Origin of the sequence: Dysgonomonas sp. GY75, assembly GCF_015234155.1 — a bacterium.
Taxonomy (GTDB): domain Bacteria; phylum Bacteroidota; class Bacteroidia; order Bacteroidales; family Dysgonomonadaceae; genus Dysgonomonas; species Dysgonomonas gadei.
Genome location: NZ_JADCLQ010000052.1, coordinates 289,753 through 316,690, shown reverse-complemented (window position 1 = coordinate 316,690; position 26,938 = coordinate 289,753). Strand labels below are relative to the sequence as shown.

The 26,938-nt window shown below is 40.2% G+C and carries 22 protein-coding genes, 1 tRNA gene and 1 riboswitch; of the genes, 14 read left to right on the top strand and 9 right to left on the bottom strand.

Going from position 1 to position 26,938, the window contains the following annotated elements:
• The first annotated feature begins 214 nt into the window (after window positions 1-214).
• Complete coding sequence (locus tag IR083_RS20680; RefSeq protein ID WP_194225719.1) at window positions 215-4,189, top strand: two-component regulator propeller domain-containing protein; 3,975 nt, start codon at window positions 215-217, stop codon at window positions 4,187-4,189.
• Window positions 4,190-4,252: 63 nt separating this feature from the next.
• Here the strand turns inward: IR083_RS20680 and IR083_RS20675 are convergent, their stop codons facing one another.
• Window positions 4,253-5,083, bottom strand: coding sequence for a Spy/CpxP family protein refolding chaperone (locus IR083_RS20675; protein WP_194225718.1), 831 nt, complete (start codon window positions 5,081-5,083; stop codon window positions 4,253-4,255).
• A 241-nt stretch (window positions 5,084-5,324) separates the two neighbouring features.
• Between IR083_RS20675 and IR083_RS20670 the strand changes: the two genes are divergently transcribed.
• Window positions 5,325-6,377 (top strand): tyrosine-protein phosphatase, encoded by a 1,053-nt coding sequence (locus IR083_RS20670; protein WP_194225717.1) that lies wholly within the window; start codon window positions 5,325-5,327, stop codon window positions 6,375-6,377.
• A gap of 11 nt (window positions 6,378-6,388) precedes the next feature.
• Here the strand turns inward: IR083_RS20670 and IR083_RS20665 are convergent, their stop codons facing one another.
• Entirely contained in the window at window positions 6,389-6,931 is a 543-nt protein-coding gene (locus tag IR083_RS20665; RefSeq protein WP_194225716.1) for an AAA family ATPase, read from the bottom strand.
• A gap of 332 nt (window positions 6,932-7,263) precedes the next feature.
• On the opposite strand from IR083_RS20665, the gene lepA reads away from it, so the two are divergent.
• The 7 genes from lepA (at window position 7,264) to IR083_RS20630 (ending at window position 14,542) form a co-directional block, all read left to right on the top strand.
• Window positions 7,264-9,051 carry a translation elongation factor 4 gene (lepA, locus tag IR083_RS20660; protein ID WP_006799483.1) on the top strand — a complete coding sequence of 596 codons (1,788 nt, stop codon included), beginning with the start codon at window positions 7,264-7,266 and terminating at the stop codon, window positions 9,049-9,051.
• 92 nt (window positions 9,052-9,143) lie between these two features.
• Complete coding sequence (locus IR083_RS20655) at window positions 9,144-9,827, top strand: carboxypeptidase regulatory-like domain-containing protein (RefSeq protein WP_317174779.1); 684 nt, start codon at window positions 9,144-9,146, stop codon at window positions 9,825-9,827.
• Window positions 9,824-10,330 carry a flavin reductase gene (locus IR083_RS20650; protein WP_194225714.1) on the top strand — a complete coding sequence of 169 codons (507 nt, stop codon included), beginning with the start codon at window positions 9,824-9,826 and terminating at the stop codon, window positions 10,328-10,330. Before IR083_RS20655 ends, IR083_RS20650 begins: the two co-directional genes overlap by 4 nt.
• Window positions 10,327-10,791 (top strand): GyrI-like domain-containing protein, encoded by a 465-nt coding sequence (locus IR083_RS20645; RefSeq protein WP_006799486.1) that lies wholly within the window; start codon window positions 10,327-10,329, stop codon window positions 10,789-10,791. Before IR083_RS20650 ends, IR083_RS20645 begins: the two co-directional genes overlap by 4 nt.
• Before the next feature lie 21 nt (window positions 10,792-10,812).
• Window positions 10,813-12,705 carry a biosynthetic arginine decarboxylase gene (gene speA, locus IR083_RS20640; RefSeq protein ID WP_006799487.1) on the top strand — a complete coding sequence of 631 codons (1,893 nt, stop codon included), beginning with the start codon at window positions 10,813-10,815 and terminating at the stop codon, window positions 12,703-12,705.
• Between the two features lie 64 nt (window positions 12,706-12,769).
• The gene (locus IR083_RS20635; protein ID WP_194225713.1) at window positions 12,770-13,522 is read left to right on the top strand and encodes a hypothetical protein; all 753 of its coding nucleotides are present in this window, start codon (window positions 12,770-12,772) and stop codon (window positions 13,520-13,522) included.
• 60 nt (window positions 13,523-13,582) lie between these two features.
• Window positions 13,583-14,542 (top strand): DUF3667 domain-containing protein, encoded by a 960-nt coding sequence (locus tag IR083_RS20630; RefSeq protein WP_194225712.1) that lies wholly within the window; start codon window positions 13,583-13,585, stop codon window positions 14,540-14,542.
• Here the strand turns inward: IR083_RS20630 and IR083_RS20625 are convergent.
• From IR083_RS20625 to IR083_RS20600, 6 genes are all read right to left on the bottom strand, one after another.
• Window positions 14,539-15,600, bottom strand: coding sequence for a winged helix DNA-binding domain-containing protein (locus tag IR083_RS20625; RefSeq protein WP_194225711.1), 1,062 nt, complete (start codon window positions 15,598-15,600; stop codon window positions 14,539-14,541). The two genes, IR083_RS20630 and IR083_RS20625, sit on opposite strands and share 4 nt — an antisense overlap.
• Before the next feature lie 22 nt (window positions 15,601-15,622).
• Window positions 15,623-16,135 (bottom strand): bifunctional adenosylcobinamide kinase/adenosylcobinamide-phosphate guanylyltransferase, encoded by a 513-nt coding sequence (locus IR083_RS20620; RefSeq protein ID WP_194225710.1) that lies wholly within the window; start codon window positions 16,133-16,135, stop codon window positions 15,623-15,625.
• A complete protein-coding gene (locus IR083_RS20615) occupies window positions 16,128-16,700 on the bottom strand; it encodes a cob(I)yrinic acid a,c-diamide adenosyltransferase (protein ID WP_006799492.1) in 573 nt (190 codons plus the stop codon). The genes IR083_RS20620 and IR083_RS20615 overlap by 8 nt, the downstream gene beginning before the upstream one ends.
• Before the next feature lie 509 nt (window positions 16,701-17,209).
• Window positions 17,210-18,160 (bottom strand): adenosylcobinamide-phosphate synthase CbiB, encoded by a 951-nt coding sequence (gene cbiB / locus IR083_RS20610; RefSeq protein WP_194225709.1) that lies wholly within the window; start codon window positions 18,158-18,160, stop codon window positions 17,210-17,212.
• 25 nt (window positions 18,161-18,185) lie between these two features.
• Window positions 18,186-19,193, bottom strand: a complete 1,008-nt coding sequence (locus IR083_RS20605; RefSeq protein ID WP_194225708.1) for an aminotransferase class I/II-fold pyridoxal phosphate-dependent enzyme — start codon at window positions 19,191-19,193, stop codon at window positions 18,186-18,188.
• 92 nt (window positions 19,194-19,285) lie between these two features.
• Window positions 19,286-20,764, bottom strand: a complete 1,479-nt coding sequence (locus IR083_RS20600) for a cobyric acid synthase (RefSeq protein WP_194225707.1) — start codon at window positions 20,762-20,764, stop codon at window positions 19,286-19,288.
• A gap of 66 nt (window positions 20,765-20,830) precedes the next feature.
• A riboswitch (cobalamin riboswitch) is annotated at window positions 20,831-21,145 on the bottom strand.
• Window positions 21,146-21,216: 71 nt separating this feature from the next.
• Between IR083_RS20600 and IR083_RS20595 the strand changes: the two genes are divergently transcribed.
• Entirely contained in the window at window positions 21,217-21,879 is a 663-nt protein-coding gene (locus tag IR083_RS20595; protein WP_194225706.1) for a B3/4 domain-containing protein, read from the top strand.
• Window positions 21,880-22,199: 320 nt separating this feature from the next.
• Window positions 22,200-23,654, top strand: a complete 1,455-nt coding sequence (locus IR083_RS20590) for an NAD(P)H-hydrate dehydratase (protein ID WP_194225705.1) — start codon at window positions 22,200-22,202, stop codon at window positions 23,652-23,654.
• A gap of 37 nt (window positions 23,655-23,691) precedes the next feature.
• On the opposite strand, the gene IR083_RS20585 is transcribed toward IR083_RS20590, so the two are convergent.
• On the bottom strand, window positions 23,692-25,377 hold the full coding sequence (locus IR083_RS20585) for a M23 family metallopeptidase (RefSeq protein WP_194225704.1): 1,686 nt from the start codon (window positions 25,375-25,377) through the stop codon (window positions 23,692-23,694).
• Between the two features lie 387 nt (window positions 25,378-25,764).
• Between IR083_RS20585 and IR083_RS20580 the strand changes: the two genes are divergently transcribed.
• The 3 genes from IR083_RS20580 to IR083_RS20570 all read left to right on the top strand — a co-directional run bounded on the left by IR083_RS20580 (window position 25,765) and on the right by IR083_RS20570 (window position 26,890).
• Window positions 25,765-25,836, top strand: a tRNA-Glu gene (locus IR083_RS20580).
• Window positions 25,837-25,876: 40 nt separating this feature from the next.
• Window positions 25,877-26,131: a 30S ribosomal protein S20 gene (rpsT, locus tag IR083_RS20575; protein ID WP_006799499.1), complete on the top strand. Its 255-nt coding sequence runs from the start codon at window positions 25,877-25,879 to the stop codon at window positions 26,129-26,131.
• Between the two features lie 183 nt (window positions 26,132-26,314).
• On the top strand, window positions 26,315-26,890 hold the full coding sequence (locus tag IR083_RS20570; RefSeq protein ID WP_194225703.1) for a 30S ribosomal protein S16: 576 nt from the start codon (window positions 26,315-26,317) through the stop codon (window positions 26,888-26,890).
• Window positions 26,891-26,938: the final 48 nt, after the last annotated feature.

The window sequence follows — 26,938 nt, the reverse complement described above, 5'->3', positions numbered from 1 at the left end:
AAAAGATATGTCGTAAAAAGTATTTTTTGTCCAGAATCGGACATTTGTTATATTTATTGCGACGGTTGTAATTTTTAGAATACGTATATTTGCTACAAATACGATATCCGTTATTCAGGTCGCAGACCTATCTTTCATTTTAGCATCTGCAACAATAGCCGATTATGGTTAAGTGGTGTTACATTAAATACTTTCTTTCACATAATATTGTTCCATGAAAAATTTATACTTAACCACAATATTTATATTTCTGTCTTTCACTATAGATATATCCGCCAGCGATTATTATTTTTCTATAATCGACGGTAATATGGGCCTGTCCCAAAACAATGTCAAATCCATTTATCAGGATAGTCACGGATTTATGTGGTTTGGTACACGCAACCGGCTCAACCGTTACGATGGAGTTTCTCTTAAAGTATACAACTGTTATGATAATGTGACAAAAAAAGGGAACAACAACGTCAGTGCAATATTTGAAAGCCAGGACAGAAAGTTATGGCTGGGAACAGACAAGGGAATCTTCATATTCGATCCTGTAACAGAAAGGTTCAGCTCTTTTGACTTAAACACATCACAGGGTACAGGCATTGAAGAATGGGTCGCCGATATACAACAGGACCAGAATAATAATATCTGGATCGTAGTACCCAATCAGGGTGTATTCAGATATGAACTTACCTCCGGAAAATTATATTTGTATACAGTCGTTAAGGACCTTAAGCCCAGCATAAGCAACCCACAATGTATTGCCATAGAAAAAAACGGAAGAGTATGGATCGGCTCGAACGGGTCCGGGGTATTTCTATATAATGATTCTGATGATACTTTTACCCAATATCTGGGCAATGTAGTGAATAATATAACCCTTGCAGGAAAAAACATATATACGATTTGCCATGATAATGATGATATTATTATTGGTATACACGAAGAGAGATTGTTAAAGCTAGATAAACGCCGGAATATACTGAGAGATATGAATGTGCCCGACCTGAACTACAAAATAATCAGGCATGTGACCATTATCAACGATGGAGAAATATGGGTAGGCACACAAGCCGGCCTATACATTATAAACGAAAAACTGCATACTGTAGACCATGTGAAAGAAGACCCTCTCAACAGCCATTCTCTTTCCGACAATATAGTAGAAAAGATATATAAGGATAAGGAGGGAGGAATATGGGTAGGAACTAACTTTGGCGGTGTGAATTATCTTCCGAACAGGAATAATAAATTCGAGAAATATTTCCCTACCAGCGAATACGGCTCTCTCAACTCGAAACGGATACGGGAAATAAAAGAAGATAAGAACGGAACTATATGGATTGGCACTGAAGATGCTGGCGTCTCCGTATTTAATCCGGAGACACAAAAATTCAGGCCGGTAAATAATCTTTCTTACAATAAGACCCTGGCTATATTGGTTCAGGAATCAAAAATCTGGGTTGGTTTCTTTAAAAACGGACTCGACATAATCCATCGTCCATCAGATAATATGCAACATTACTCGCACCTAGACATGGGGCTGAATGAAGAAAGTATATACGCACTATGTGAAGACCGGAATGGAAGAATATGGCTGGGTAATGCCTGGGGCATATTTATTGCCGACAAAGGCAGTATGAAATTCAGGCATATGACGGAGTTCGGTCTAAGCTATACATACGACATTATGGAGGATTCGGATGGCTATATATGGATAGCTACAATGGGTAATGGGGTTTTCCAATATGACCCTAAACAAGATACTGTCATACATCACAAAGCTGAGGGAGAAAACAAATTAAGTTCCAATTCTGTAAGCAGCATAACCGAAGACCATTTAGGCCAAATCTGGTTTTCTACCGACCGGGGTGGCATCTGTGTTTACAACAAGAAAGACAAAAAATTTACGTCATACTCAATAAAGGAAGGATTACCCGACGATGTCGCATATAAGATACTGGAAGACAAACATTATAATCTCTGGTTTGGGACTAATTCGGGGCTGGTATGCTTTAATCCTGAAACAAAGGATATAAAAATCTTTACACAGAACGAGGGATTATTATCCAACCAGTTCAACTATAAGTCGGGACTGATAAGTAATTCAGGTAAACTCTTCTTTGGGTGTATGGAAGGTATGATTGCCTTCAAGCCTGAAGAATTTAAAGCAAACAATTTTGTTCCTCCTGTATATATTACCAAACTCTCAGTATTCAATAAGGAAGTTGATTCTAATATGGAAGGCTCGCCCCTTAAAAAAAGTATTCTATATACCGATAAGATAGAATTACCATACAATCAGGCCAATATCATCCTCGACTTTGTATCTCTCAGTTATACCGCACCCCAAGCCAATATGTACGCTTACAAAATGGAGAATATAGATACAGAATGGATATATACAAAAAATAATCACAGCGCATCTTACGCCAAACTTCCTCCGGGTAAATATATATTCAAAGTTAAAGGTACAAACAATGATGGCTTATGGAATGAAAAAGGTGCTTCACTGGAGATTGTGATACTACCACCGTGGTGGGCATCGAATATTGCCTATCTCGTATATTTCATACTATTCATAACCTCTTTATATTTTTCTATGAGATTTTCTCTGAATAAATATCAGAAAAGGAATAACGAAAAGCAGAAGCTGTTTGAAATAGAAAAAGAAAGGGAACTTTATGAAGCCAAAGTCGATTTTTTCACTGATATAGCCCATGAGATACGCACACCTGTTACTCTCATCAATGGCCCTTTGGAATCTATAATAGAAATGGACATTCCGAATGATTCTGTCAAACGGAACCTTACAATAATAGAACAAAACACCAAGCAATTGCTTAACCTCATCAATCAATTACTGGATTTCAGAAAAGTGGATAGCAACAAGTTCCTGCTAAGTTTCAGAAATACAGATATAACCCTGTTGTTAAACGAAATACTTTCTCGCTTCGACGAACAATTTACCTCTGCAAAAAAATCAATCAATATACAGCCATCAGACAATAATCCTATTTTTGCATCGGTAGACAGAGAAGGATTGACTAAAATATTAACCAATTTATTGTCGAATGCCTTCAAGTATTCGGATTCATCAATAGATATTTCTCTCTCCGGAGACAAAACATACTTTACTTTTCAGATATCAAATGACGGGCCTTTAATACCTGAAGAGTTAAAAGAAAAAATATTTGAACCGTTCTTTCAATTAAAGACTATTTTCCGTGAAACCTCCGGCTCTGGGATCGGTCTCTCCCTTGCCCGCTCTTTAGCAGAACTTCATGACGGGTATTTATTATACAGTTCACAATCGGGAATGAATACATTTATATTAAAAATCCCTTTGCATCAGGAGTCCAGAATAGAAGATAAATTACCACCGGAACCCCAATCAGAATATATTATAGAGCACGACACAACCTCGACAAAGAAAAGGAATGTAGAATCGGTCTTAGTAGTTGAAGACAATACGGATATGCTCAATTTCATAGCTGACAAACTAGACGAGCTATATATTGTGGAGCGGGCAAAAAATGGAATAGAAGCTCAAAAAATATTAAAGGTAAAAAGTATAGATATTGTAATCAGCGATGTAATGATGCCGGAAATGGACGGATTCGAATTATGCGAATCTATAAAATCCGATATAGAATACAGCCATATAATTGTCATTCTGCTTACGGCTAAGAACGACCTGCAAAGCAAAATCAAAGGTCTTGAGATAGGCGCCGACGCATATGTAGAGAAACCTTTTTCATTTCAATACCTGCAAACATTGCTGACTTCGCTGATGAACAACAGGAAACGGGAAATAGAGCTATTCCTGAAAAAACCATTCTTACCTATTCAACAATCAAATATGAACAAAGCCGACGAACAATTCCTGAACAGAGTGATAGAAGTCATTAATGACAATATAACTGATGCAGACTTCAATGTTGAAGGTCTGGCCGACCGCATTCATATGAGCCGCTCCAGCCTCCACCGGAAAATCAAAGCAACCATAGATACTACTCCTACCGATTTTATACGGTTGGTCCGCCTGCAAAAAGCAGCTCAACTGATACAGGAAGGGAAATACAGGATAAATGAAATTTGTTATCTTGTAGGAATAAACTCTCCATCCTATTTTATCAAATTATTTCAGATTCAATATGGTATGACACCCAAAGAGTTTGAAAAACAAAGCAGGCAGTAGAATACCCCAAAAAAAGAAGGCTGTCAAAATATTTGACAGCCTTCTTGAAAATATATAAATGTGTTATGTAGGTTGGCTATTTTGAGTTTTACGCGCTTCTTTGATTATCTCTTGTTTTTCTCTTCGGAAATTCTGACGTAAATCAGCAATTTTTTGTTTTTGAGCATCAGGAGCAATACGGCTCAATTCCACAGCTTTCTTCTCCTTCTCAAAGTTTTCACGCAATGATTTCAATTTGGTCTTGCTTGCTTCATCAAGTTTAGCCATTTCTCTCCTTCCATTAAACGCGAAACGACGGTCTTTATTAAAATCTTTTCTGAATTCCTTCAGTTTGTTTTGTTGTTCAGGAGTATATACTTTATTCAGTTCCTCACCATGCGCTTTTGCCAACTCTCGTGATTTTGTCCTAAAGTCTTCATTCAATGATTTGATCTTTTGTTTCTGATCCTCTGTCAGATTTAAATCCTTCATACGGTCTCCTCTTCTTTCCGCTCTCATGTCTTTACTGCGTCCATCTTTTTTTCCACGCATGCTCAACTCCTTACCTCCTTTTTTCATGTCTCTGTTTCCCCTCTGAGCCATGAGTTCTTTCATTTTAGTTTGTTGGTCGGGAGTCAGTATATTATTTACCGCTGTTTGATGCTGCGTTCTTAATTCCTTTACTTTTGCCTGCCGATCCTCTTTCGACAAATCAGACTTAGCTCTTAGTTCGGCCATTTTAGATTTAAAGTCCTTATTGGTAGACTCTACTTTTTCTTTCTGTTCAGCAGTCAGATTCAATTCTTTCTGAAAATCTGTACCACGCTTTCCATCCCTTTTTCCTCCCTGTGCACTAACTGATGCTGTAAGGGAAATAGATGCTATTATAGCCAATGATAAAAATAATCTTTTCATAATCTTTATTTTAAATGTTTTATAGTGGTTAGATATGATTTGGAGACCGGGGTTTAATCCATATTTATTATTTAACTTTTCATCACATTCTGTAACCTATATACAATTCACATATAATCAATATCATACAAAATGTTAAATAAAGGTATTTTCAATCATATAAAGGCCGAAAACGAATTCTTTGTTTTGCTTACTACAACAAACCAGAGTACCTTTGTTATCTGATAAATTACACGCACAAATGAAAAAACTTATTATACCTATGATTTTAGCTTCACTCATTGCCATATCATGCGACAAGAAAGCGACGCAGAACCAAGCCGGATATACCGGGGAAGACATTTCGAAAGATGTATCCATCATCAGGGACAAAACAACGAAAGCTGCAACTATACAGATATATACACAAGGTAAATGGGTGCTTTACGCAGGCAGGTCTGTTGATGGAATCGACTTTTCCCAGCCTGTAGCACAAGGCATAGACAGTGGCACATTCCCGTTAAATATTACAGATTCGGCACGTTCTTATTTTGAAATAATTACAGAAAAAGGAAGTGCAATTGTATCCGACAGGCATTTGCCAATGACGGGAGGTTATAACTTCCGAGATTTAGGCGGATACAAAACCACTGATGGCAAATTTGTGAAATGGGGTAAAATATTCCGTTCCGATGATTTACACAAGCTGACCGACTCCGATCTGGGTTATCTTGCTGCCATACCGTTAATTTCCATTGTGGATTTCCGTTCGGGTGAAGAAATGGAACAGGCCCCCGATAAGAATCCTTCTTCGGTAAAGAACAATTATACTTATTCCATCAGTCCGGGAGACCTGATGGCAGCAGTAAAACAAGATATAAGCAAAATTAATGCAGAACAAGCCAACCGGATGATGAAAGACATGAATATTCTCTTAGTTACCGATTCGGCTTGTATACATCAATACAAGGAATTCTTCAAATTATTGCAGAACGGCGATGATATTCCGCTAATGTTCCATTGTTCGGCAGGAAAAGACCGTACCGGAATGGGTGCTGCATTAGTTCTATCGGCACTAGGTGTTGATGAACAAATTATATTGAAAGATTATTTATTATCAAATACATATCTGGCTAATAAATATGCCGGGTTAAAATCACAATATCCGGCTATATCTTCACTTTTCGAGGTAAAACCTGAATTTCTTCAGGCAGGACTGGATCAGATAAAAAAAGACCATGGTTCGGTAGAAAACTATCTGACAAAGGTTTTAGGTGTTGACATACAGAAAATGAGGGAAATGTATTTATACTGATACAGTAATATCTATTTTAATTCCCGTATTACAAAAGCTGCTCTTTCTGATACAGTCAGAAGAGGTACTTCAACAGGTATATAACCTAAATTCTTATATACATCAACCATCACTTTGTATGTATCAATAGCAGTCTGGAAATCCTGCTTTCGTTCGCTGTCTGTTTCATATATTCCTTTCCACGGAGGCAGAATAAATACAAGAGGATTGTAACGATATTGCTCAACAGCATTTTTCAATACACCGCCAATATCAAACCCCATCAATACCTCGTATCCGTATGTATCGGGGATACCCCTGTCAAAAAAGTAAATATCCTCCCTATCTTTCAAATTGATAAAATCCTGTACTGAACGGGAAAGCATCAAATCCGAATATGCTCTGGTATCATCCCAAGGCAAAGCACGACCTCCGGCTTCGACCTGTTCTTTGATTATATTCCGTGCGGTTTCCGGAACACAGTTATAACCATTTTTCCGAAGTTCGTTCAACAAAGTTGTCTTACCTGCACCGGGACCTCTGGTAATTATATAAAAGTTATTTTTTACTATCATAATTTATACTATCTGAGTTTATTAATATAAGAATAAATCTAGTCTTCGTTATCAGGATTAAACATACAGGATCGTATCCGGGCAGGTAATTGAATTTCCTTAAAAAAGAAGGGATAAAAACAGGTGGGAATCTTACAAGTAAGTCATACAAAGGAACATATTTCTTTAATAAAATCAAAACCGATAAAACAATTTTTAAAAATTACCGGTTTACGCTAAGCTTGCAATGTCCGATAATTAAAAGTTGATATTTCTTTTGTATATTTGCACTCTAATTTGGGGTAGTGTTTCTATCCCGGTTTGAAGAAGATTAAAAGAATCAAATTATATAGATGAATAAAATACGGAATTTTTGCATTATAGCACATATCGACCATGGTAAGAGTACGCTTGCAGACAGGCTTTTGGAATACACACGCACTGTCGAAGGTAAAGATATGCAGGCACAGGTACTCGACAATATGGATTTGGAGCGTGAGCGTGGTATCACGATCAAAAGCCATGCCATCCAGATGGAATACACATATAAAGGCGAAAAATATATCCTCAACCTGATAGATACTCCCGGACACGTCGACTTTTCCTACGAAGTTTCTCGCTCCATCGCGGCTTGCGAAGGTGCTTTGCTTATTGTAGACGCCGCGCAGGGTATACAGGCTCAGACTATTTCTAACCTTTACATGGCTATAGAAAATGATTTGGAGATTATACCGATTCTGAATAAAATAGACCTGCCCAGCGCAATGCCGGATGAGGTGGAAGACCAGATTATAGAATTGCTCGGAGTAAAACGTGAAGAGATAATCCGTGCCAGTGGGAAAACCGGAGAAGGTGTGTATGATATAATCGATGCCATCATCGAGCGTATTCCTGCACCAAAAGGAGATCCGGAAGCACCTTTACAGGCTCTGATCTTCGACTCGGTATTCAACTCTTTCCGTGGTATCATCGCATATTTTAAAGTGGTAAACGGAACAATCCGTAAAGGAGACCTGGTTAAATTCTTCGCCACCGGCAAGGAATACGACGCTGATGAAGTCGGAGTCCTAAAGCTCGAAATGTCGCCCCGCAATGAAGTGACATGCGGAGACGTTGGCTATATCATATCCGGTATTAAAACATCGAAAGAGGTAAAAGTAGGTGACACCATTACCCATGTAAAGAACCCGTGTAAAGAGGCTATCGACGGATTCGAAGAAGTGAAGCCCATGGTATTTGCCGGAGTATATCCTATCGAAAGTGAAGATTTTGAAGATTTGCGCGCCTCACTCGAAAAACTTCAGTTGAATGACGCCTCCCTTACTTTCCAGCCTGAATCATCGGTTGCCCTTGGCTTTGGCTTCCGTTGCGGATTCCTCGGGCTACTGCATATGGAAATCATACAGGAGCGTCTCGACAGGGAATTCAATATGGATGTGATAACCACCGTGCCGAATGTATCCTACATTGTGCACGATAAAAAAGGAAATACGAAGGAAGTGCATAATCCGGCCGGATTGCCCGACCAGACATTGATCGACTATATAGAAGAGCCGTATATACGCGCGTCCGTGATTACAAACACGACCTATATAGGCCCTATCATGACATTGTGTCTCGGTAAGCGTGGTATCTTACTGAAGCAGGATTACATATCGGGCGACCGTGTGGAAATCACTTACGATATACCTCTGGGCGAAATTGTAATCGACTTCTATGATAAACTGAAAAGCATATCGAAAGGTTATGCCTCGTTCGACTATCATATGCACGACTACCGCGAGGCGAAACTTGCCAAGCTGGATATCCTGCTTAACGGCGAATCGGTGGATGCCTTATCTACGCTTACCCATGTGGATAATGCCGTAACATTCGGACGCCGCATGTGCGAAAAGCTGAAAGAACTGATCCCCCGCCAGCAATTCGACATTGCCATACAGGCGGCTATCGGTGCTAAGATTATAGCCCGTGAAACAATAAAGGCGGTTCGTAAGGATGTTACTGCCAAATGCTATGGTGGTGATATTTCCCGTAAACGTAAATTGCTGGAGAAACAGAAAGAAGGTAAGAAACGCATGAAACAAGTGGGTAATGTGGAAGTACCTCAGAAGGCATTCCTTGCAGTATTAAAACTGGATTAAGGATGAAAAAAATCATCTTTATATCAATTATATTACTGATGTATACTAAAGTATATATCAAAGCACAGGAAACAATTACAATATCGGGACAAGTGACCGATTTTGAAGGTATGCCAAAAGACAGCAGTGTGGTCAGACTTTTATATCCTGACTTTAGCAATGCTTATATAACATATACAGATAAGGATGGATATTATAAGTTAGAGAATGTAGATAAAGGTAAATACATGGCAATGTATGCTATGCGCAAAAAAGAATATCCAAGGGAGAATGCTGTGCCTAAAGATGATATGCGTTTAGAATTTTGGGCATGGAACGTTATAGCCAATAAGGATTTAGTTATAAACCCACGTTACCACCGTCTGGAAGTATATGGTACAACAGTATTTCAGAACTTCGGCGGCTATCCCGGTTTTTTCATTTATTTTCGCCCAATGAGCATAACTAAATATTTATCTTATTCTCAAGAAATATATTTAGATAAAAAGAAAGCTGAACAAGTGGCTGACATTTCTGTAAAACCGGAAAATTTGGCTATTAAAGTTTTTGCTGACAATGAATTGCTCAAGATAAATTCAATACAGCCTGTCGAAGAATTCCTAGGAGGCATGCCGATAACAGGCTATATTGTGCAAGTTGACAAGCCTAAAAACAAGTCTGCTGAACCTTATATAGTATTTAGAATTGAGGCTGAAAATAAAGAATATAAAGAGAAAGGAGAAAGCCTGTATTTTTATGAATTTCCTGAGTTTAAGCAACCAATAAATAAACAATGAGTCTATTCAAAGAAATAAATATAAAAAACTTCTCCCCCAACCCGTTTGAAATAAAAGACAAATGGATGCTAATCTCCGCTGCCAAAGCCGATGGTACGGTAAATACAATGACCGCAAGCTGGGGTAGTTTCGGCATCATGTGGAACAAAGAAGTGGTTTTTATTGTTATACGTCCTCAACGTTTTACAAGGGAATTCGTAGAAAGTTCAGAATCATTATCGCTGACATTCTTCGACGACAGCTATAAGAAAGCTCTTGCTTATCTGGGAAAAGCTTCGGGAAGAGATGAGGACAAGATAACAAAAGCAGGATTATCCGTTGCGATGGACAATGGTGTGCCTTATTTCGAAGAAGCAGAAAGGGTAATCTTTGCAAAGAAGCTTTTCGTACAGCGTATCGAAGAAGGGGCTTTCCTTGATGAAAAGATAATAGACAGATGGTATCCCGAAAAAGATTTCCATTATTTATATATTGCCGAAATAACTAAAGTTTTGGAAAAATGAAACAAGAGGAAGTAGTCTTGGATAAATTCTCTGTTGTTGGCATCTCCGTAAGGACTACCAATCAGGATTATAAGTCACAGGGTGATATAGCCAAGTTGTGGGAAATATTCCTGAGAAACGGCTATTTGGAGTCGATGCCGAAGGTATCGGATGATATTTACTGTATCTACACCGATTACGAGAGTGACTATACAGGTGAATATACCACCGTATTGGGCTATAAGGTTGCGGATGCAGAAAGTATCCCCACCAACCTGAGCCTGACTATCAAAGAGATTCCTTCCAGCAAATATTATAAATATATATCCGAAGGTGAATTGCCATATGCCGTTGGTAAAACTTGGGCGCATATCTGGCAATCGGATATAAACAGACGATACCTGGCTGATTTTGATGTATATGGTAAGGAAGCAAAAGATCCTGCCAATGCGAAAATCACCACATTTTTATCCATTAAATAATTTATCACTTTACAAGAAAGAATGAGAAAATGGCGCATCGAAGACTCATCCGAGCTGTATAACATCCCGGGATGGGGAATTAATTACTTTTCTGTCAACGAGAAAGGTAACGTTGTCGTAACTCCTCGTAAAGACGGAGTGGCTGTTGATTTAAAAGAACTGATGGACGAACTGCAACTTCGCGATGTATCGGCTCCCGTACTGATTCGCTTTCCCGATATTCTGGATAACAGGATTGAAAAGATATCGACGTGTTTCAAACTGGCGGCAGAAGAATACGAATACAAGGCGCAGAACCATATCATATATCCTATCAAGGTAAATCAAATGCGCCCTGTGGTCGAAGAACTTATCAGCCATGGTAAAAAATTCAATATCGGTCTCGAAGCCGGCTCAAAGCCCGAACTCCATGCCGTTATCGCTATTAATACCGACTCTGACTCGCTGATTATATGCAACGGGTATAAAGACGAGAGCTATATCGAATTGGCTCTGTTGGCGCAGAAGATGGGCAAGCGTATCTTTATAGTTGTTGAGAAACTAAATGAACTTCCGCTCATTGCCAAGGTTGCCAAACGATTGAAAATAAGACCAAACATCGGTATCCGTATTAAGCTGGCCAGTTCCGGTAGCGGCAAATGGGAAGAATCGGGAGGTGACGGCAGCAAATTCGGACTGAATTCGAGTGAATTGCTTGAAGCCCTTGCCTACCTTGAGAAGAATAATATGCAAGAATCCCTTCGTCTGATCCATTTCCACATTGGTAGCCAGATTACAAAAATCCGCCGTATCAAGACAGCTCTGCGAGAAGCCGCCCAATTCTATGTGCAATTGCATACGATGGGCTTCAAAGTAGAATTTGTGGATATCGGTGGCGGACTAGGTGTAGACTATGACGGCACACGCTCATCATACAACGAAAGCAGCGTTAACTATTCCATACAGGAGTATGTGAATGACTCTATCGCCACAATGGTAGACGCTGCAAATAAGAATGATATCCCCCACCCTAATATCATTACCGAATCGGGGCGTTCACTTACGGCACATCATTCCATATTAGTGTTCGAAGTGCTGGAAACAGCTACTTTACCCGAATGGGACGAAGACGAAGAGTTGTCTGACGATGACCACGAACTGGTTCGCGAACTCTATCAAATATGGGACGACCTCAGCCAGTCGCGTATGTTGGAAGCATGGCACGATGCCCAGCAAATCCGAGAAGAAGCGCTGGACTTGTTCAGCCTGGGATTACTTACGCTAAAAACAAGGGCGCAGGTAGAACGTTTATATTTCTCCATCGCCCGCGAAATATTCCATATCGCAGGCCGGTCGAAGCATGCTCCGGAAGAGTTGAAGCAATTATCGAAACTGTTACCGGATAAGTATTTTTGTAACTTCTCTTTGTTCCAGTCGCTACCCGATTCATGGGCGATAGACCAGGTATTCCCTATTATACCTATCCACCGGCTGGATGAAAAACCCGACCGTACCGCCACATTGCAGGATGTAACCTGTGACTCGGATGGTAAGATCGATAATTTCATCTCTAATGGCAACCAGTCTTCTTATCTGCCTGTACATGCAAAGAAGAAAAATGAACCGTACTATCTGGGAGTGTTCCTTGTAGGTGCATATCAGGAAATACTGGGTGACCTTCATAATCTGTTCGGCGATACCAATGCCGTACATATATCAGTAGATGAAGGAGGATATAAGATAGAACAAATGATAGACGGTGAAACGGTAGCCGAAGTACTCGACTACGCTCAGTACAATGCCAAGAAACTTGTACGCACTGTGGAAACATGGGTTACCAGCTGTGTGAAGCAAGGTTCCATAACAGTAGAAGAAGGGAAGGAATTCCTCTCCAACTATCGCTCTGGCCTCTATGGATACACATATTTAGAATAAGCAATTTTTATTATATTCCCTCTCCATCTGTATATGGAGGGGGATTATTTTTTAAACCGAAACTATGAAAAGATATTTATCAACTCTTTTACTACTCATCACGGTATTTTTTAATAGCTGTGCTATATACGAAAATATATATTTTCAGGAAGACGGAAGTGTAAAATATGATATGTCTATCGACGCCAGCGAGATATTGTCCATGACATCGGATATGAACATGAATATGGCTGACAAAATACCGACAGACAGTGTCATTTATCTGTCCGACATCCTCAAAGATACATTGAATATCACAGACGATATGAAAGAAGACATGATAAATATTGCTCCTTTGGCTATCAGAATGCAGAATGATGTGGCAAACAAGAAGCTTGGAATCTCCTTATCGGGAACTTTCAAGGATGCAGAGGCTTTCAATAAGGCTTTTGTTTCTATGAAGAAACTGGAAGACAAAATAAAATCGAAAGATGATGAAGCACAATCCCTGAGTCAGAACCTTTCTATTGATAAACTATACAATCTAACGTCACTTACATGGGACGGGTCGGTTATGACTAGAACCGTAGAACCAAATAAGGATATAGAGCCTGAAAATGGGGTGGATAGTCTGTTGAAAGGTAATAATCCGTTCGGCATGTTTTTAGAAAAAGGAAAAATGGTGGTAAAATATCATTTTCCTAAAAAAATAGAAAAGATAAGCAATCCGGATGCAGTATTCTCCCAGGATGGAAAAACTGCTATAATTGAATATAGCGGCTCTATTTTCACTAAGCCTACGACTGAGTTTTCGGTAGAAATAACGACAGAGAAATAAAATACGATTACAACCTTTTATTGCCGACATTCCTTTACTTAGTTATTTTTTTGATAGAATATGAGTAAACATAAAATCAGACATAAGAAAACCTGCTTAAACTGCGGAGCGTTTGTAGAAACTCATTATTGCCCTAAATGCGGGCAGGAAAACAGTGAGAGCCGTCAATCTTTCCATCATCTGTTTACTCATTTTGTATTCGACTTTATTCATTACGACAGCTCCTTTTGGAGAACAGTTAAGTATCTGTTCCTCTCCCCGGGAAAACTTTCGATAGAATATATGAACGGCAAGCGAAAATCTTATGTCAATCCGTTTACGCTTTATATATTCATCAGCTTCATCACGTTTTTTATTCCTTCTGTTTTACCGGACGCTTCTAAAAGCAATAAAAACATAGAGGTGGAAGCCGAAGTGGCTGAAGCAATGAATCTAAAGGACAGTCTTATCGCTACCGATCCGCAAGGTAAACTTACAGCAGAGAAAATAGATACTAAATACAAAGCTCTGCCTAAGGAAAAACAGTTTTTGTCTCCCGACGGTATAATGTATAAAACGGGACTTGCCATAGTGGAGAGCTCCAAGGATAAACAAAAAAACAAAGAGGCTGTCGAGTTTTTAATCCACAATATGCCAAAGGTTTTATTTGTCTATATGCCTATATTTGCCTTCTGGCTGTGGTTGTTCCATAATAAAAGAAAACGCATCTATTTCGATAGCGGCATCTTCACCCTCCACTTCTTTTCTGTAGTGTTGTTATCTATTACTATTTGTAACATTTTCACCTGTCTTTTTGACTGGATAGGGGCAGAATGGGCCACGGGTCTGCTATGGACATTTATGGTCTTCTATATCACCTTTTATTTCTTCAGGGGATGTCGCCGCTTCTATGATGACAACAGGATCATTTCCAATCTGAAATCAGGAATTCTGGTTCTGATAAACAGCTTTATGATTATATTGATAACCACCCTGTATGCTATTCTGGGAATCTATATGGTTTATGTTTATCATCATTAAGAGCCTGTCAAATAAGCATCAAAGTCGCCTGAAGCCTTCTTTATCAGCCTCTCCAGTGCTTTATCCGGCTGAGAAAAGAATTCAGATTCAGATGATATATTCTGCTTATCCAAGATTTTTTTCCAGAGGCCAATAATCTCTCCATTATAGGAAATAGCAGGTTTGAAAATACCATTGCTCGTAATCACTTTTTTGTGGTGAGCAAGAGACAGAATCTCTTTCCGGTCTTTATAGCTCACCAGTAATTCATCGAATGCAGGGAGAAAATGCACGATATCATCTCTTTGCTTATAGCCTGATGAAGATTGATGATATATATATGTTTGTTCTCCTGCCGTTTCGAATATAAAATCCGGTTTTATCAAAGCTGCCGCGCTTCTTGCCTCGGTAGCAGTCAGTCCCGACCACCAGATAAAATCCTGTATTGTAGCCGGACCATGGCTCTGAAAATACTTATATGCCAAACGGTACAATGTTTCGTCCATGTTATAGTTCGATGTCTTTGGCACACGTTGCTCCAACAGGGCATATGTCTGCTTCTTATCTTTTACCGTACCATTGCATACCAAGCCGTCTAATTCGGCATGAAACATAATATGACTTAAACGGCGGCTATCACATTCAATATCTGCCTTCTTCAATATTGCCCCAAGCTCCTGGCGGGTCTGATTACTTTCTTTTTCTAATGCTTTACGGATAATAGCACTTGTCTTCTTCAGCAAATCGTCGGAAAGTTCCAATTCCCTATCACTTGAGCGAACGGCTAATTTTACACGTGGAGAACTCAATTGAAGCATCCAATGTATATCGTCACGGGACACAAAATGCCATGTCGGACGCAAAATATGAGTACGGATCAGCTCACCGCCGTCTATAGCTTTTTCCACCTGCTTATCGGTTATTCCCGGCAGCCGTACTCCAATGCCCCATTTTGCCATATTGAAATCCTGAGCCTGCATGGCGCCCATCCATGATACTATCTCGCGTGGTGTTTTATATCTGGTCTTAACAAGTTGCTGGTTGGCAAGCCGCATAGTTGTGATGTCCGCTATATTCATTGTTTGTCTATTATCTTTTTATTCATTTCACCATCAATGGAATACCTGAAACCATCAGATAAACCTTGTCGGCTCTTTCTGCAATATACTGATTGAGCCATCCTTGCAAATCTGCAAATTTGCGTTGCACATCATTTTGCGACATCTCACCCATGCCTATCTCATTAGTAACAATGATGAAGCGGGCATCCTGTCCTATCAGTTTATCGAATTCTGTTTTTAATGCCTGTAAGGAAGATTGAACATCTGCTTGCATATCGAAGAAAAAGTTTGTTGCCCATAAGGTCACACAATCTAACAGCACAACCCGTCCTGCGAGATCATGCAGGCTCAATTCTTTTTCTTCTTCTATATTAGTCCATTCACAACCCCGCTCGGTCTTATGCCGTTCTATACGCTTACGATGTTCATCATCCCATACACGGGAAGTAGCAAGATAGACAGGGTGTGTAGAAAGGGACAATGCCAGTTTCTGGGCATAACTGCTTTTTCCCGAACGTTGCCCTCCTGTAATAAGTATTATCTGCTTAGCCATTTTTCTTTCTTTTGTACAAAAAGTCTTTCCAGCGTTCTTCTATATTTCCGGCCTTATACATATCGTATCTTGCCATAGTAAAGAAAAGGTCGGACAGGCGGTTGATAAATCGCATTACCGATGCCGGAACTTCATCCTGCTTGTTCAATGTCCATAAGCGGCGTTCCGCCCGGCGGGCAACAGCTCTTGCCAGTTGCAAGTGTGCCGAAACAATAGTGCCGCCCGGCAGGATAAAAGTTTCGCTGGGCCCCATCTCATCGGTCATTCTGTCCATCCATTCCTCGCAAAGTTTATCCAAATCTTCATCCAACGTATTTGTGTTGGTATCTCTGATAGTTGAAGGGGTTGCCACTTGCGACATGACGGACATCATTTCGGTTTGAATTTTAAATAAAAGAGACTGCCATTCATGGTCTGCCGGAAGATTGGCTCTTACAACTCCTATTACGGAGTTGAGTTCATCGATTGTGCCGTTGGCTTCGATGCGTACATCGTCTTTATCGACACGCTGTCCTCCAAAAATCCCGGTTTTTCCTTTATCGCCCCCGCGGGTATATATTTTCATAAGTATATTATTTTATTTTTATTTCTTATTATATAACTGTTCTTTGTTAGGGCAAACGCATCAAAATTCCTAAAGTTGTTTTCAGTCTCATGTAGGGGCGTATTGCATACGCCCAATTGTGATATTTTGCTATGCGGGCGTATGCAATACGCCCCTACAGGCCTTCGATAGAAGTTGAACAATTTCATGCGTTTGCCCTAGTTCTTTGTAATAACTCTAATTCTTTTGTTAATTGCAGCCGCGCCCTCTCGGGCTTGTCCTTACTTTTGGCATTGCCCAAAAGTAAGCAAAAAGCTAGCGCTTCATTCCTCGGCGACCCAAAACCATTTTGCCGGCTGAAAGGGACAAACGGGCTATCGCCCCATCCCTTTCTACGCCGTCTACAACGGATTGGGTGCCCGCCTGCGTCACTAATGCGCGTCCGCTGACGCCTTAGTGAAGCAAAGTCCTAAAAAGATTATACTTTCCATTGTCAATTGTCCACTGTCAATTTGCAGCTTGCAACTAAATTATTTAAAATTTATATAATAAATAGTTTCAATCGCTACAATCAAAGCCACCATCAATATTTCAGTCCAGATATTTACCTGTACAGCTTTTTTCATATCGGCGGTAGTCAATTCTTTTTCTTTATATCCTATATAGGGCTTATCTACCAGTTCACCAAAATAGACGTTTGGCCCACCGAAACGACAACCCAGAATCCCGGCCAGAGCAGCTTCGGGATAACCCGAGTTAGGGCTGGCATGCTGTCCTCCAAACTTTTCGATAAAGGGGACCAACGATAGTCTACCACTAACTATAATCATCAGTAGAGAGGTAAGACGGGCGGGAATATAATTGGCGGCATCATCGATGCGCGCAGCCCAACAACCGAATTGTTTATATCGCTCGTTCTTATAACCGATCATCGAATCCAGCGTATTTATCATCTTATAGGCAAACATACCCGGAACGCCGAGTATCATATACCAGAATAGTGGAGCAATAACACCATCGCTCAGGTTCTCGGCCAATGTTTCCAATGCTGCCGTACGGATCTGCTGCGGCGATAAGCTAGATGTGTCACGTCCAACAATACGTGCAACTTGCATCCGGCCTTCTTCTACTGACGAATCTGCTGCAATAAACACTTTCTGAACTTCATCTATCAGCGTTTTTCCGGCAAGGCAATAAAATACAATAATTGTAGAAAATGCTATGGAAACCCAAGGGTGGATATCATTTAATCCTTCTGTTATAAAATAGATAAGAAAATAACACGCAAGGATAAGGACAATGGAAAACAAACCGCCTTTCAGCATCTTACTCTTACCTTTATTCAATATTTTTTCGCCCCATGCTATTATCTTACCCTTTGCTACCACTGTATGCGGCAACCAAGCAGGATCACCGATGAGTTTATCGATAATCCATCCCAGAACTAAGGGTAGTAGAATATATAGTAAATTCAAATCCATTTAGCTCCAATTTCAAGGCTTATTTTCAACTCTGAAATTCTGATACCCCCTTCACTAGTATCGTGTTCTCTTCAAATGACTGTGTGGCAATACGAAAGTAAGACTCATCCAGTCCATAAAAATTGGCAGCATCGCGAATTAGGATACCATATCCGTCTATAAGGTACTTTTTCAGTTCAGATGCTTTCCCATCTTCAAATTTACACAAAAAGAAATGTGTATCAGTAGATTGAACGACAATTTTTTCTATTTTTCTCAGAGACTCTTGCAATTGTATAGTATCTCGTAAATATTCTTTGATATTTATTGTTTCCAAGCCGCGATTCAACAAGAATTTCCCGGCTTCAATTGCTAATCCGTTTACAGACCACGGCATACGGTATTTTGCGACCCGAGCCAAAGTTTCAGCATATGCCGTAATATACCCTAACCGCAACCCGGGTATGGCAAAATGCTTTGTCATGGAATGCAATAATATCACATTCTTATATTGCGCCGCCTCTTCAATACTGAATAAGTCCCTGAGTGTGAAATGCTCATATGACTGGTCGATAACAATATATTGAGACGGATGATTTTCAATATATGCTTTCAGTATATTTTTATCCGTTACCGTACCCGTCGGATTGTTAGGATTGCAAAGCCATACCAAACGGGCATCCTGAGGTACTTCGCCGAGAGATGCAGACCAGTATATCGTATGATTGTTGATAGTTGCGGCATCGCCATATTCACTGAAAGTAGGGTATATTATTGCCGATTGGGTATTGTTAAACGCCTGAGCGATCAGATAAATGGCTTCCGTGGCTCCATTGGTCACACATATATTATCCGTATTAACCTTGTACTTCTCAGCCAACAATTCAACCAGAGAGGATGCGTCGGGTTCGGGATAAGAATGTATAGCACTGATATGAGCGCACAGATGCTCCTGCAAGGTGGATAAATCCTGCCCGCTGCGTATATTGGAACTGAAATTGCTTACAATCTTCTTTCCGTGAGTATATATATCATCGCCGTGTCCGAGTATCATGTCGTAATTAGTTAATTCGTAAATTAGCAGATTAGCAAATAGAGTTAAAAAATAATTTCATCATCAAATTTGCTAATTTTCGAGTTTGCTAATCAACTAATTATCCTATACACCAGCTCCATATCCACATGACTGCGCACATGGTCGGCTAGCTTATTGTATTGTTCTTCTTTAAACGCCTTGAAGTCGAATGGTGTATCCGACAGCTTTCCAATATAAGGAGCTAACAGATAATCAATGACAGCCCCGTTATCAAGAATGCCATGTATATATGTGCCAAAACATTTCTCATTCAGGAAATAGCCGTCAGTACGGCTGTCCTCCAATGTATTTAATGGCGAAAGGCTGGTATCTTCCACGGGAATAGTTGCCCCCATATGTATCTCATATCCTTCGCAAACGGTGTCGGAACCGAGAAAAGAAAACTTCACCTGACGGGTCACCTTTTCCCCTTCCATCTGTGTAGTTACAGGTAGCAAGCCCAATCCGGGCAGACGCTCAATATTGCTTTCCACATGATGAGGGTCACAGACCTCCTGCCCCATTATCTGATAACCACCGCAGATACCTACTACTGTAGCTCCGTTCTTATGGGCTTTCACAATACTTTGCGCTACACCATTACGACGCAGTTCGTACAGGTCATGCAGCGTGCTCTTGCTTCCGGGAATAAGTACAATATCCGCCTTTTCTATTTCATCCGTATTATTGGTATAATACAGATGCACGCGGGGATCACGTTCCAGCACATTGAAATCGGTAAAGTTGGATAGATGACGTAGCAAGACAACAGCCACATTCACCTTGCCATGTGTTGCCTGCAAGTTTTTGGTTTGCAGCATCACTGAATCTTCCTCCTCTATATATATATCTTTATAGTAAGGTACTACCCCGATAACAGGGATGCCACACAGGTCTTCGATCATTTTCACTCCCGATTCGAAAAGCCTGATATCACCCCGGAATTTATTGATAAGAATACCTTTTACATACTTGCGCTCTTCCTCGGTAAGTAACATTATAGAACCATACACCGAAGCGAATACTCCGCCCCTGTCTATGTCCGCTACCAATATTACATTAGCCCCGGCATGTATCGCCATCGGCATATTCACAAGGTCCACAGCCCGCAGATTGATTTCGGAGATACTGCCTGCCCCTTCCATCACAATAGGGTTGTACCGCCGGGCCAGACGGTCGAATGCATCATTTACTTCCTTCCGCAGTTCTTCGCGCCCTTCCACCCTGAAATACTCATAAGCATGCTGGTTTCCCACCGGTTTGCCATTTAACACGACCTGACAGACCTTATCGGTCGTAGGCTTCAGCAACAAAGGGTTCATATCGGTATGGCAGGGAACACCCGCAGCCTCGGCCTGAACGGCTTGTGCACGCCCTATCTCAAGCCCTTCGGGGGTAGCATATGAATTGAGAGCCATATTCTGCGCCTTGAATGGAGCCGGCTGATAACCGTCTTGCAGAAATATGCGACAAAAGGCCGATGTAATAATACTTTTACCTACATCGCTGCCTGTTCCCGCAAACATAATGGGATTGAGCCGTTTCGTCATTATTTTTGATCCTCTGATATTTTAATCCTTATGTATTTTAATATATCCCTGACCCCGGGGATATAAAAACCGAATATTTTGTCCGGCAGGTTTCCTGACTTGCTCTATCTTTGAACGGCCTTCCCATTTTCAGTAAACAGTTATCAGTTAACAGTTAACAGTTTTTTTTGACTGTTTACTGATTACTGTATCACTGATTACTGTGAAACAGTGGTATTTGGTATTGCTCAAAGACTTTTCAGCAACATTGCTAACTGATGACCGTTAACTGTTAACTGAATAGAGACCACAGTAGCGGGTACTGTTCCGGATTCTGACCGGATTCCCTTTTCATGTAAAAGACGAGTGTCTGTTTACATCACCAAAACAGTTACAAAGATAGCTTTTTATTGAGGTTATACAATACGAAAATTGTAACTTTGAAATTCTGTTAATCGAGATATATTATTAGAATGATAGAAATAAAGGTATCGGAGGAAATAAGGAAATCCTGCCCCGCTTTTGCCGGAGCAGCCATTTGTGCCAAAGTAAAGAATACCCCTCATAATGAAGATTTATGGAAACAGATAGACAAGTGTGTCGCTGAATACAAGAAAAATCACCAGATAGAAGATATAAAGAAGAATCCGGCTATCGCCGCTACCCGTGCGACATATAAAAAGCTCGGAAAAGACCCGAACCGTTATCGCCCCTCATCTGAAGCCCTTTGCCGCCGCATCGTCAGGGAATTACCCTTGTACCAGATAGATACATTGGTAGACCTTATTAATCTGGTCTCTATCCGTACAGGTTATTCTATCGGAGGATTCGATGCCGATAAGATAAAAGGCAACACGCTGACATTAGGTGTCGGGATGGCAGATGAGCCCTATGAAGGAATCGGGCGGGGTATGCTGAATATTGAAGGAATCCCCGTATATCGCGATGCTACCGGTGGTGTGGGAACGCCGACAAGTGACAATGAGCGGACAAAGATAGAACCAAGTACAACTAATTTTCTGGCTATCATAAACGGATATAGCGGAAAAGAGGGATTGGACGAAACCGTGAAATATATGCAATCTTTGCTGAAAGATTTTGCAGATTCGGATGGCGGGGAAATTATTTTCTTTTAGTCTTTTTTTTGAAGGGATCGCATAGAACTTTATCTATACATTAATGTTACAATTGAGTGTGCCCCATGGGCATTTACAAGTTACAAGAATAATTAATAATAAAGGATAGAACTTACAGATGAAAATGTATAAAAAAGTGTAAAGTTTGTCAAGTTTTGTGTTCAAGTAAGGGTGAAAAATTTTTCGCCCCTACAAGGAAAAGATAGGAATAAGGAATTTTTGTAAAAAGTGTAAAGTTTGTCAAGTTTTAACAAGTCGTAATTTTTAAATAATAAATCATCAGCTGCTGATTGTTAATCGATAATATAAACCTTTGATATATGAAAATACTAACAGGCGCACAAATAAAGGAAGCTGACCGGTATACTATCGAAAATGAAGCTATCAGTTCGATAGAATTAATGGAAAGAGCTTCTAATTCCATCGCACAATGGATATGCAACAATGTAGAGAAAGGTTATCCCCTGCTCTTCCTTATTGGAAAAGGTAACAACGGAGGTGACGGACTGGCCGTTGCGCGTATCCTGTACCATGCAGGATATAACTGTTCTGTGTCTATGACATTTGATAAAGAACAACTCACCGAGGAGTGCAGATACAATCTGGATCGTCTGCCCTCCGGCGTCGCTAACAGTGGGTTAGAGAATATAAGCGGGGATACTGTCATTATCGACTCCCTGCTGGGTACGGGAGTAAAAGGAGAGATAAAAGAGCCCATATCATCCCTTATAGACAAAGTAAATTCTTTGCCAAACAGAGTTATATCCATTGACCTGCCCTCCGGCATGATAAGTGAATACGGGAACAAGAATCAAAAGATCGTAAAGGCTGACATAACACTGACCCTTGAATTTCCCAAACTGGCGATGCTATTACCCGAAGCTGGGGAATACTGCGGAGAAATCAAGATATTACCGATTGGACTCAGTTCACAATACATATCCAATGAAAAAACTTCCTATCATTATATAACGCCCGGTTTCATCGGGGAAATAAAGTTGACAAGAGATAAATTCGCACACAAAGGAACATACGGACATGCTTTGCTCATATGCGGGTCGAAAGGGATGGCCGGAGCTGCAATACTGGCGACAGGCGGGGCTTTGCGTTCAGGATGCGGACTGGTAACCACACACATTCCTGCCGAAGAACGGTACGCAGTAAATATGGTATATCCATCCGCCATACTAAGTATGGATGATGAATCTTATTTTTCCGTTTTGCCAACGAACGCTTCCAAATATTCATCTATAGGGGTTGGTTGCGGATTGGGACAAGCCCCGCAAACAGCCGATGCACTCAAGCAACTATTGGTTGCAGTTTATAAACCGGTTGTAATAGATGCCGACGCACTGAATATTATATCGGATCACTACAAGATGAGGCATAATATTCCAGCCGGCTCCATCCTTACGCCGCATATCGGAGAACTGAAAAGGCTGATCGGGGAATGGAACAGTGAAGAAGAAAAAATGGAACAGGTGAAAAGGCTTGCTGCCAATCTTAAATCCGTCATCATTGTAAAAGGGGCTCATAGCATGGTCTGTTTGCCGGACGGTAACTGTTATTTCAACTCTACAGGTAACAGCGGCATGGCAAAAGGCGGTAGCGGCGATGTCCTTACCGGTTATATTACAGGCCTGCTGGCACGGGGCTATAATAGTATGCATGCAGCTATTCTGGGGGTATATATGCATGGCCTGGCCGGAGATAAGGCGGCTAAGAAATATGGAATAGAGGGAATGAATAGCAGTGATTTGATAAAGTATTTATGAATTGAAAATCGGCGGAGCCAAATCTTGAAATTAACCCTTAATATTTAAATTCGTATTCATAACTACCTTCATTCCCGCAGGCATCGGTAGCGGTGAATACCAATTTATGAGTTTGTCCCCGTGTCAAACGTTTCGGATCGAATTTGTAGGTATATACAGGAGATTTCACATCATTCTCAAACAGTGCGAACGCTCCGTCGATAGTTCCACGATAAGAAACTATACCGCTTTTATTATCAGAAAGCCTTATCTTTATTTCTCCTTTAGCCACCCATTTGGCAGGGAGCACAGGAGTAATGGTAGGAGCCTCGGTATCAATGGCGACAGCATAGGTATTACCCAATTCCCTGATACGGGCTGTAACAGCACCATTGTTGTACTTACCACCTATCCAGGATTCACGGCTGCCGGTGATGCGTACGATACCATACTGGGATTTGTTGTTCATACTGTCTTTGGTCATCTTGATGGTTATATCGCAGGATTTATCGAGAGGGACATAACTATCGTTGACCTCATAGATGGCAGACATATAATTCTTCGACAAGGTTCTCTTCAGATTGAAGCACAGGTCTTTATACAGTGACCCGCCGGCAATGGAAATAGAGAACATATTACCTTCATAATGGTTTTCCTTGTCCCATGCCATTAGTAGTGTACAGTCTTTCCGCCGGGGAATATCCTGCTTTTTGCCGTACACATCGAAAGAATGGGTGGCCTTGTTGCCATAGAGGTCTTCTAGTTCGTATTTCAGTTTATACACCTTTTCCTCGTTTATGTCGATATAACCGTCATTGACAGTCTTATATATAGGCAGTTTATTACCCTGTTCAATAAATGACTTCTGATAGAAACTCTTTTTACGGTACCAATAGTCGAAATCAATCATACTGTTTATCATTCGGGTATTACCAAAGTCTACAGATGATATATCCGAGGAGAATATCTCCTTATCGTCGCAGAACAGGCGTACTATCTTTACCCCGTATATATTGTTAGTTCCTGTCATACGGTCGTTTGCATAAACGCCTATACCAATCTTGCCCCATACCTTTATTGAATCGGGAACTACTTTCGCGCCTTTCTTCCTTGGTGCTGCTCCAATAATACGACGAAAGGGTTCAGGACTGTTATTAACCACACCTTTCCCCTCTACGGGATACACAGTATAGCCTTTTACCACAGGCGGAACGTTATCCTCTATCTGACCCTTATAATACTCAAGTGCATCGAGAGCCAACTGGCTTTCTGTATCTCTTATTTCGAAATGTACATGAGGTCCGCCGGAAGAACCTGTGTTACCGCTATAAGCAATCAGATCTCCTTTTTTAACGGGAAATACCGATTGATCCAATGAGAGATCTACCCTGTAAGACTCCTGCTCATATTGTTTCTCTTTTACGTACCCGGCAATCTTCGGAACAAATTTCTCTATATGACCATAAACGCTTGTCTGCCCCTTGGTATGAGTCACGTAAATTGCTAATCCGTAGCCCGAAGGAGATACAGATACACGCGATACATATCCGTCTGCAATAGAATATACAGGCTTATTAATCACACCCTGAGTTTTCAGGTCGATGCCCGAATGAAAGTGATTAGGACGCAACTCCCCGAAATTTGCGCTAAGGATAAGCGGAATATCGAGGGGTGAACGGTATGTATTCTGTGCGTTTAAGTTAAAAGTATATATAATGAGTAAAACCGAAAGAATCTTTTTCATTTGTAAATTGTATTAATAAATAGAGCCGGATTTAAACGGCTACTAAGAGTGAGATACAAAAATAGCCTTTTTTTGCATAAAGCCAATTATCATTTATCTATATATGGAAAGGTAAAATCTCTAAACTTATTCTCGTTTTTTTACTCTTTTATACCCTTTCATCGATCTTTGACAATTTTATTTTAAATAAATTTCGTTTTTGCGCAAATGAATTTGTATTTTCGTGATAAATAAACAGCATTGAAAATCAATATCATAATAAAATAACTAAAATTAATTTCAAAAAAATAGTATCAAACATTTGCAAGTAATCAAAAATGAATTACCTTTGCATCCGCAATCGAAGGAGAAAGCAGCTGTAAAAACAGAACAATAACTCCGCAAGATGGCCCATTCGTCTATCGGTTAGGACGCAAGATTTTCATTCTTGAAAGAGGGGTTCGACTCCCCTATGGGCTACAAAATAAAATAAAAAATTAAAAAATAAGGATTAGTCAACATGGCAAATCATAAATCAGCAGAAAAGAGAATCAGACAAGCCGAAGTAAGACGCTTGAGAAACAGATATTCAGCAAGAACAACCCGTAATGCAGTTAGAAAGTTCCGTACGCTGACTGATAAGGCTGAAGCACAAAAATTGTACCCTTCGGTATGTTCTATGCTTGACAGACTGGCTAAAAAGAACGTTATCCACAAAAACAAAGCGGGTAACCTAAAATCTAAATTAGCTGCTCACGTCAAATCATTAGCATAAGATACTAATATAAGAACTGTCAATATAAAACAGAGGCTAAGCTCTACGGAGTTTGGCCTTTTTTAAATTTATATCCGGCAGAATAAACAGGGAATATTTCATTGTATTCCAAAAACTTATTCTTATCTTTGCACCCGCTAATAACAATTATGTATTAATTAAAAATTAACAAAAGAAAGAAAAATGGCTACAAAGATCCGTTTACAAAGACGAGGACGTAAAGGTTATCCTTTTTATCACATCGTCATTGCAGATAGCAGAGCTCCACGTGATGGAAAATTTATTGAAAAGGTTGGTTCATATAACCCGAACACAAATCCTGCTACAATATCTATAAATTTCGACAGGGCTTTGTACTGGTTACAAGTTGGTGCTCAACCTACCGACACTACTCGTAACATCCTTTCTGAAGAAGGAGTATTGTTAAAGAAACACCTTCTTGGTGGTGTTGCTAAAGGTGCATTTACTGAAGCTGATGCAGAGAAAAAATTCGAAGCATGGAAAGCAGATAAAGAAAAAGGCACCCAGGCTATCATCAACAAAAACGAAACAAAAGCTAAAGCCGATGCAAAAGCCCGTTTAGATGCTGAAAAAGCTGCAAACAAAGCTAAAGCAGACGCTGTAGCACAAAAGAAAGCTGAAGAAAATGCTGCTCAGGCACAAGCTGAAGAAGAAGCTGCCCCGGCTGAAGAAGTTGCAGAAACTGAAACTCCGGTTGCAGAAGCAGAAGCTCCGGCTGAAGAAAAAAGTGCTGAATAATATATTGAAAGATAATATCACAGCATACAAAAAAAGCTCCGGAAATCC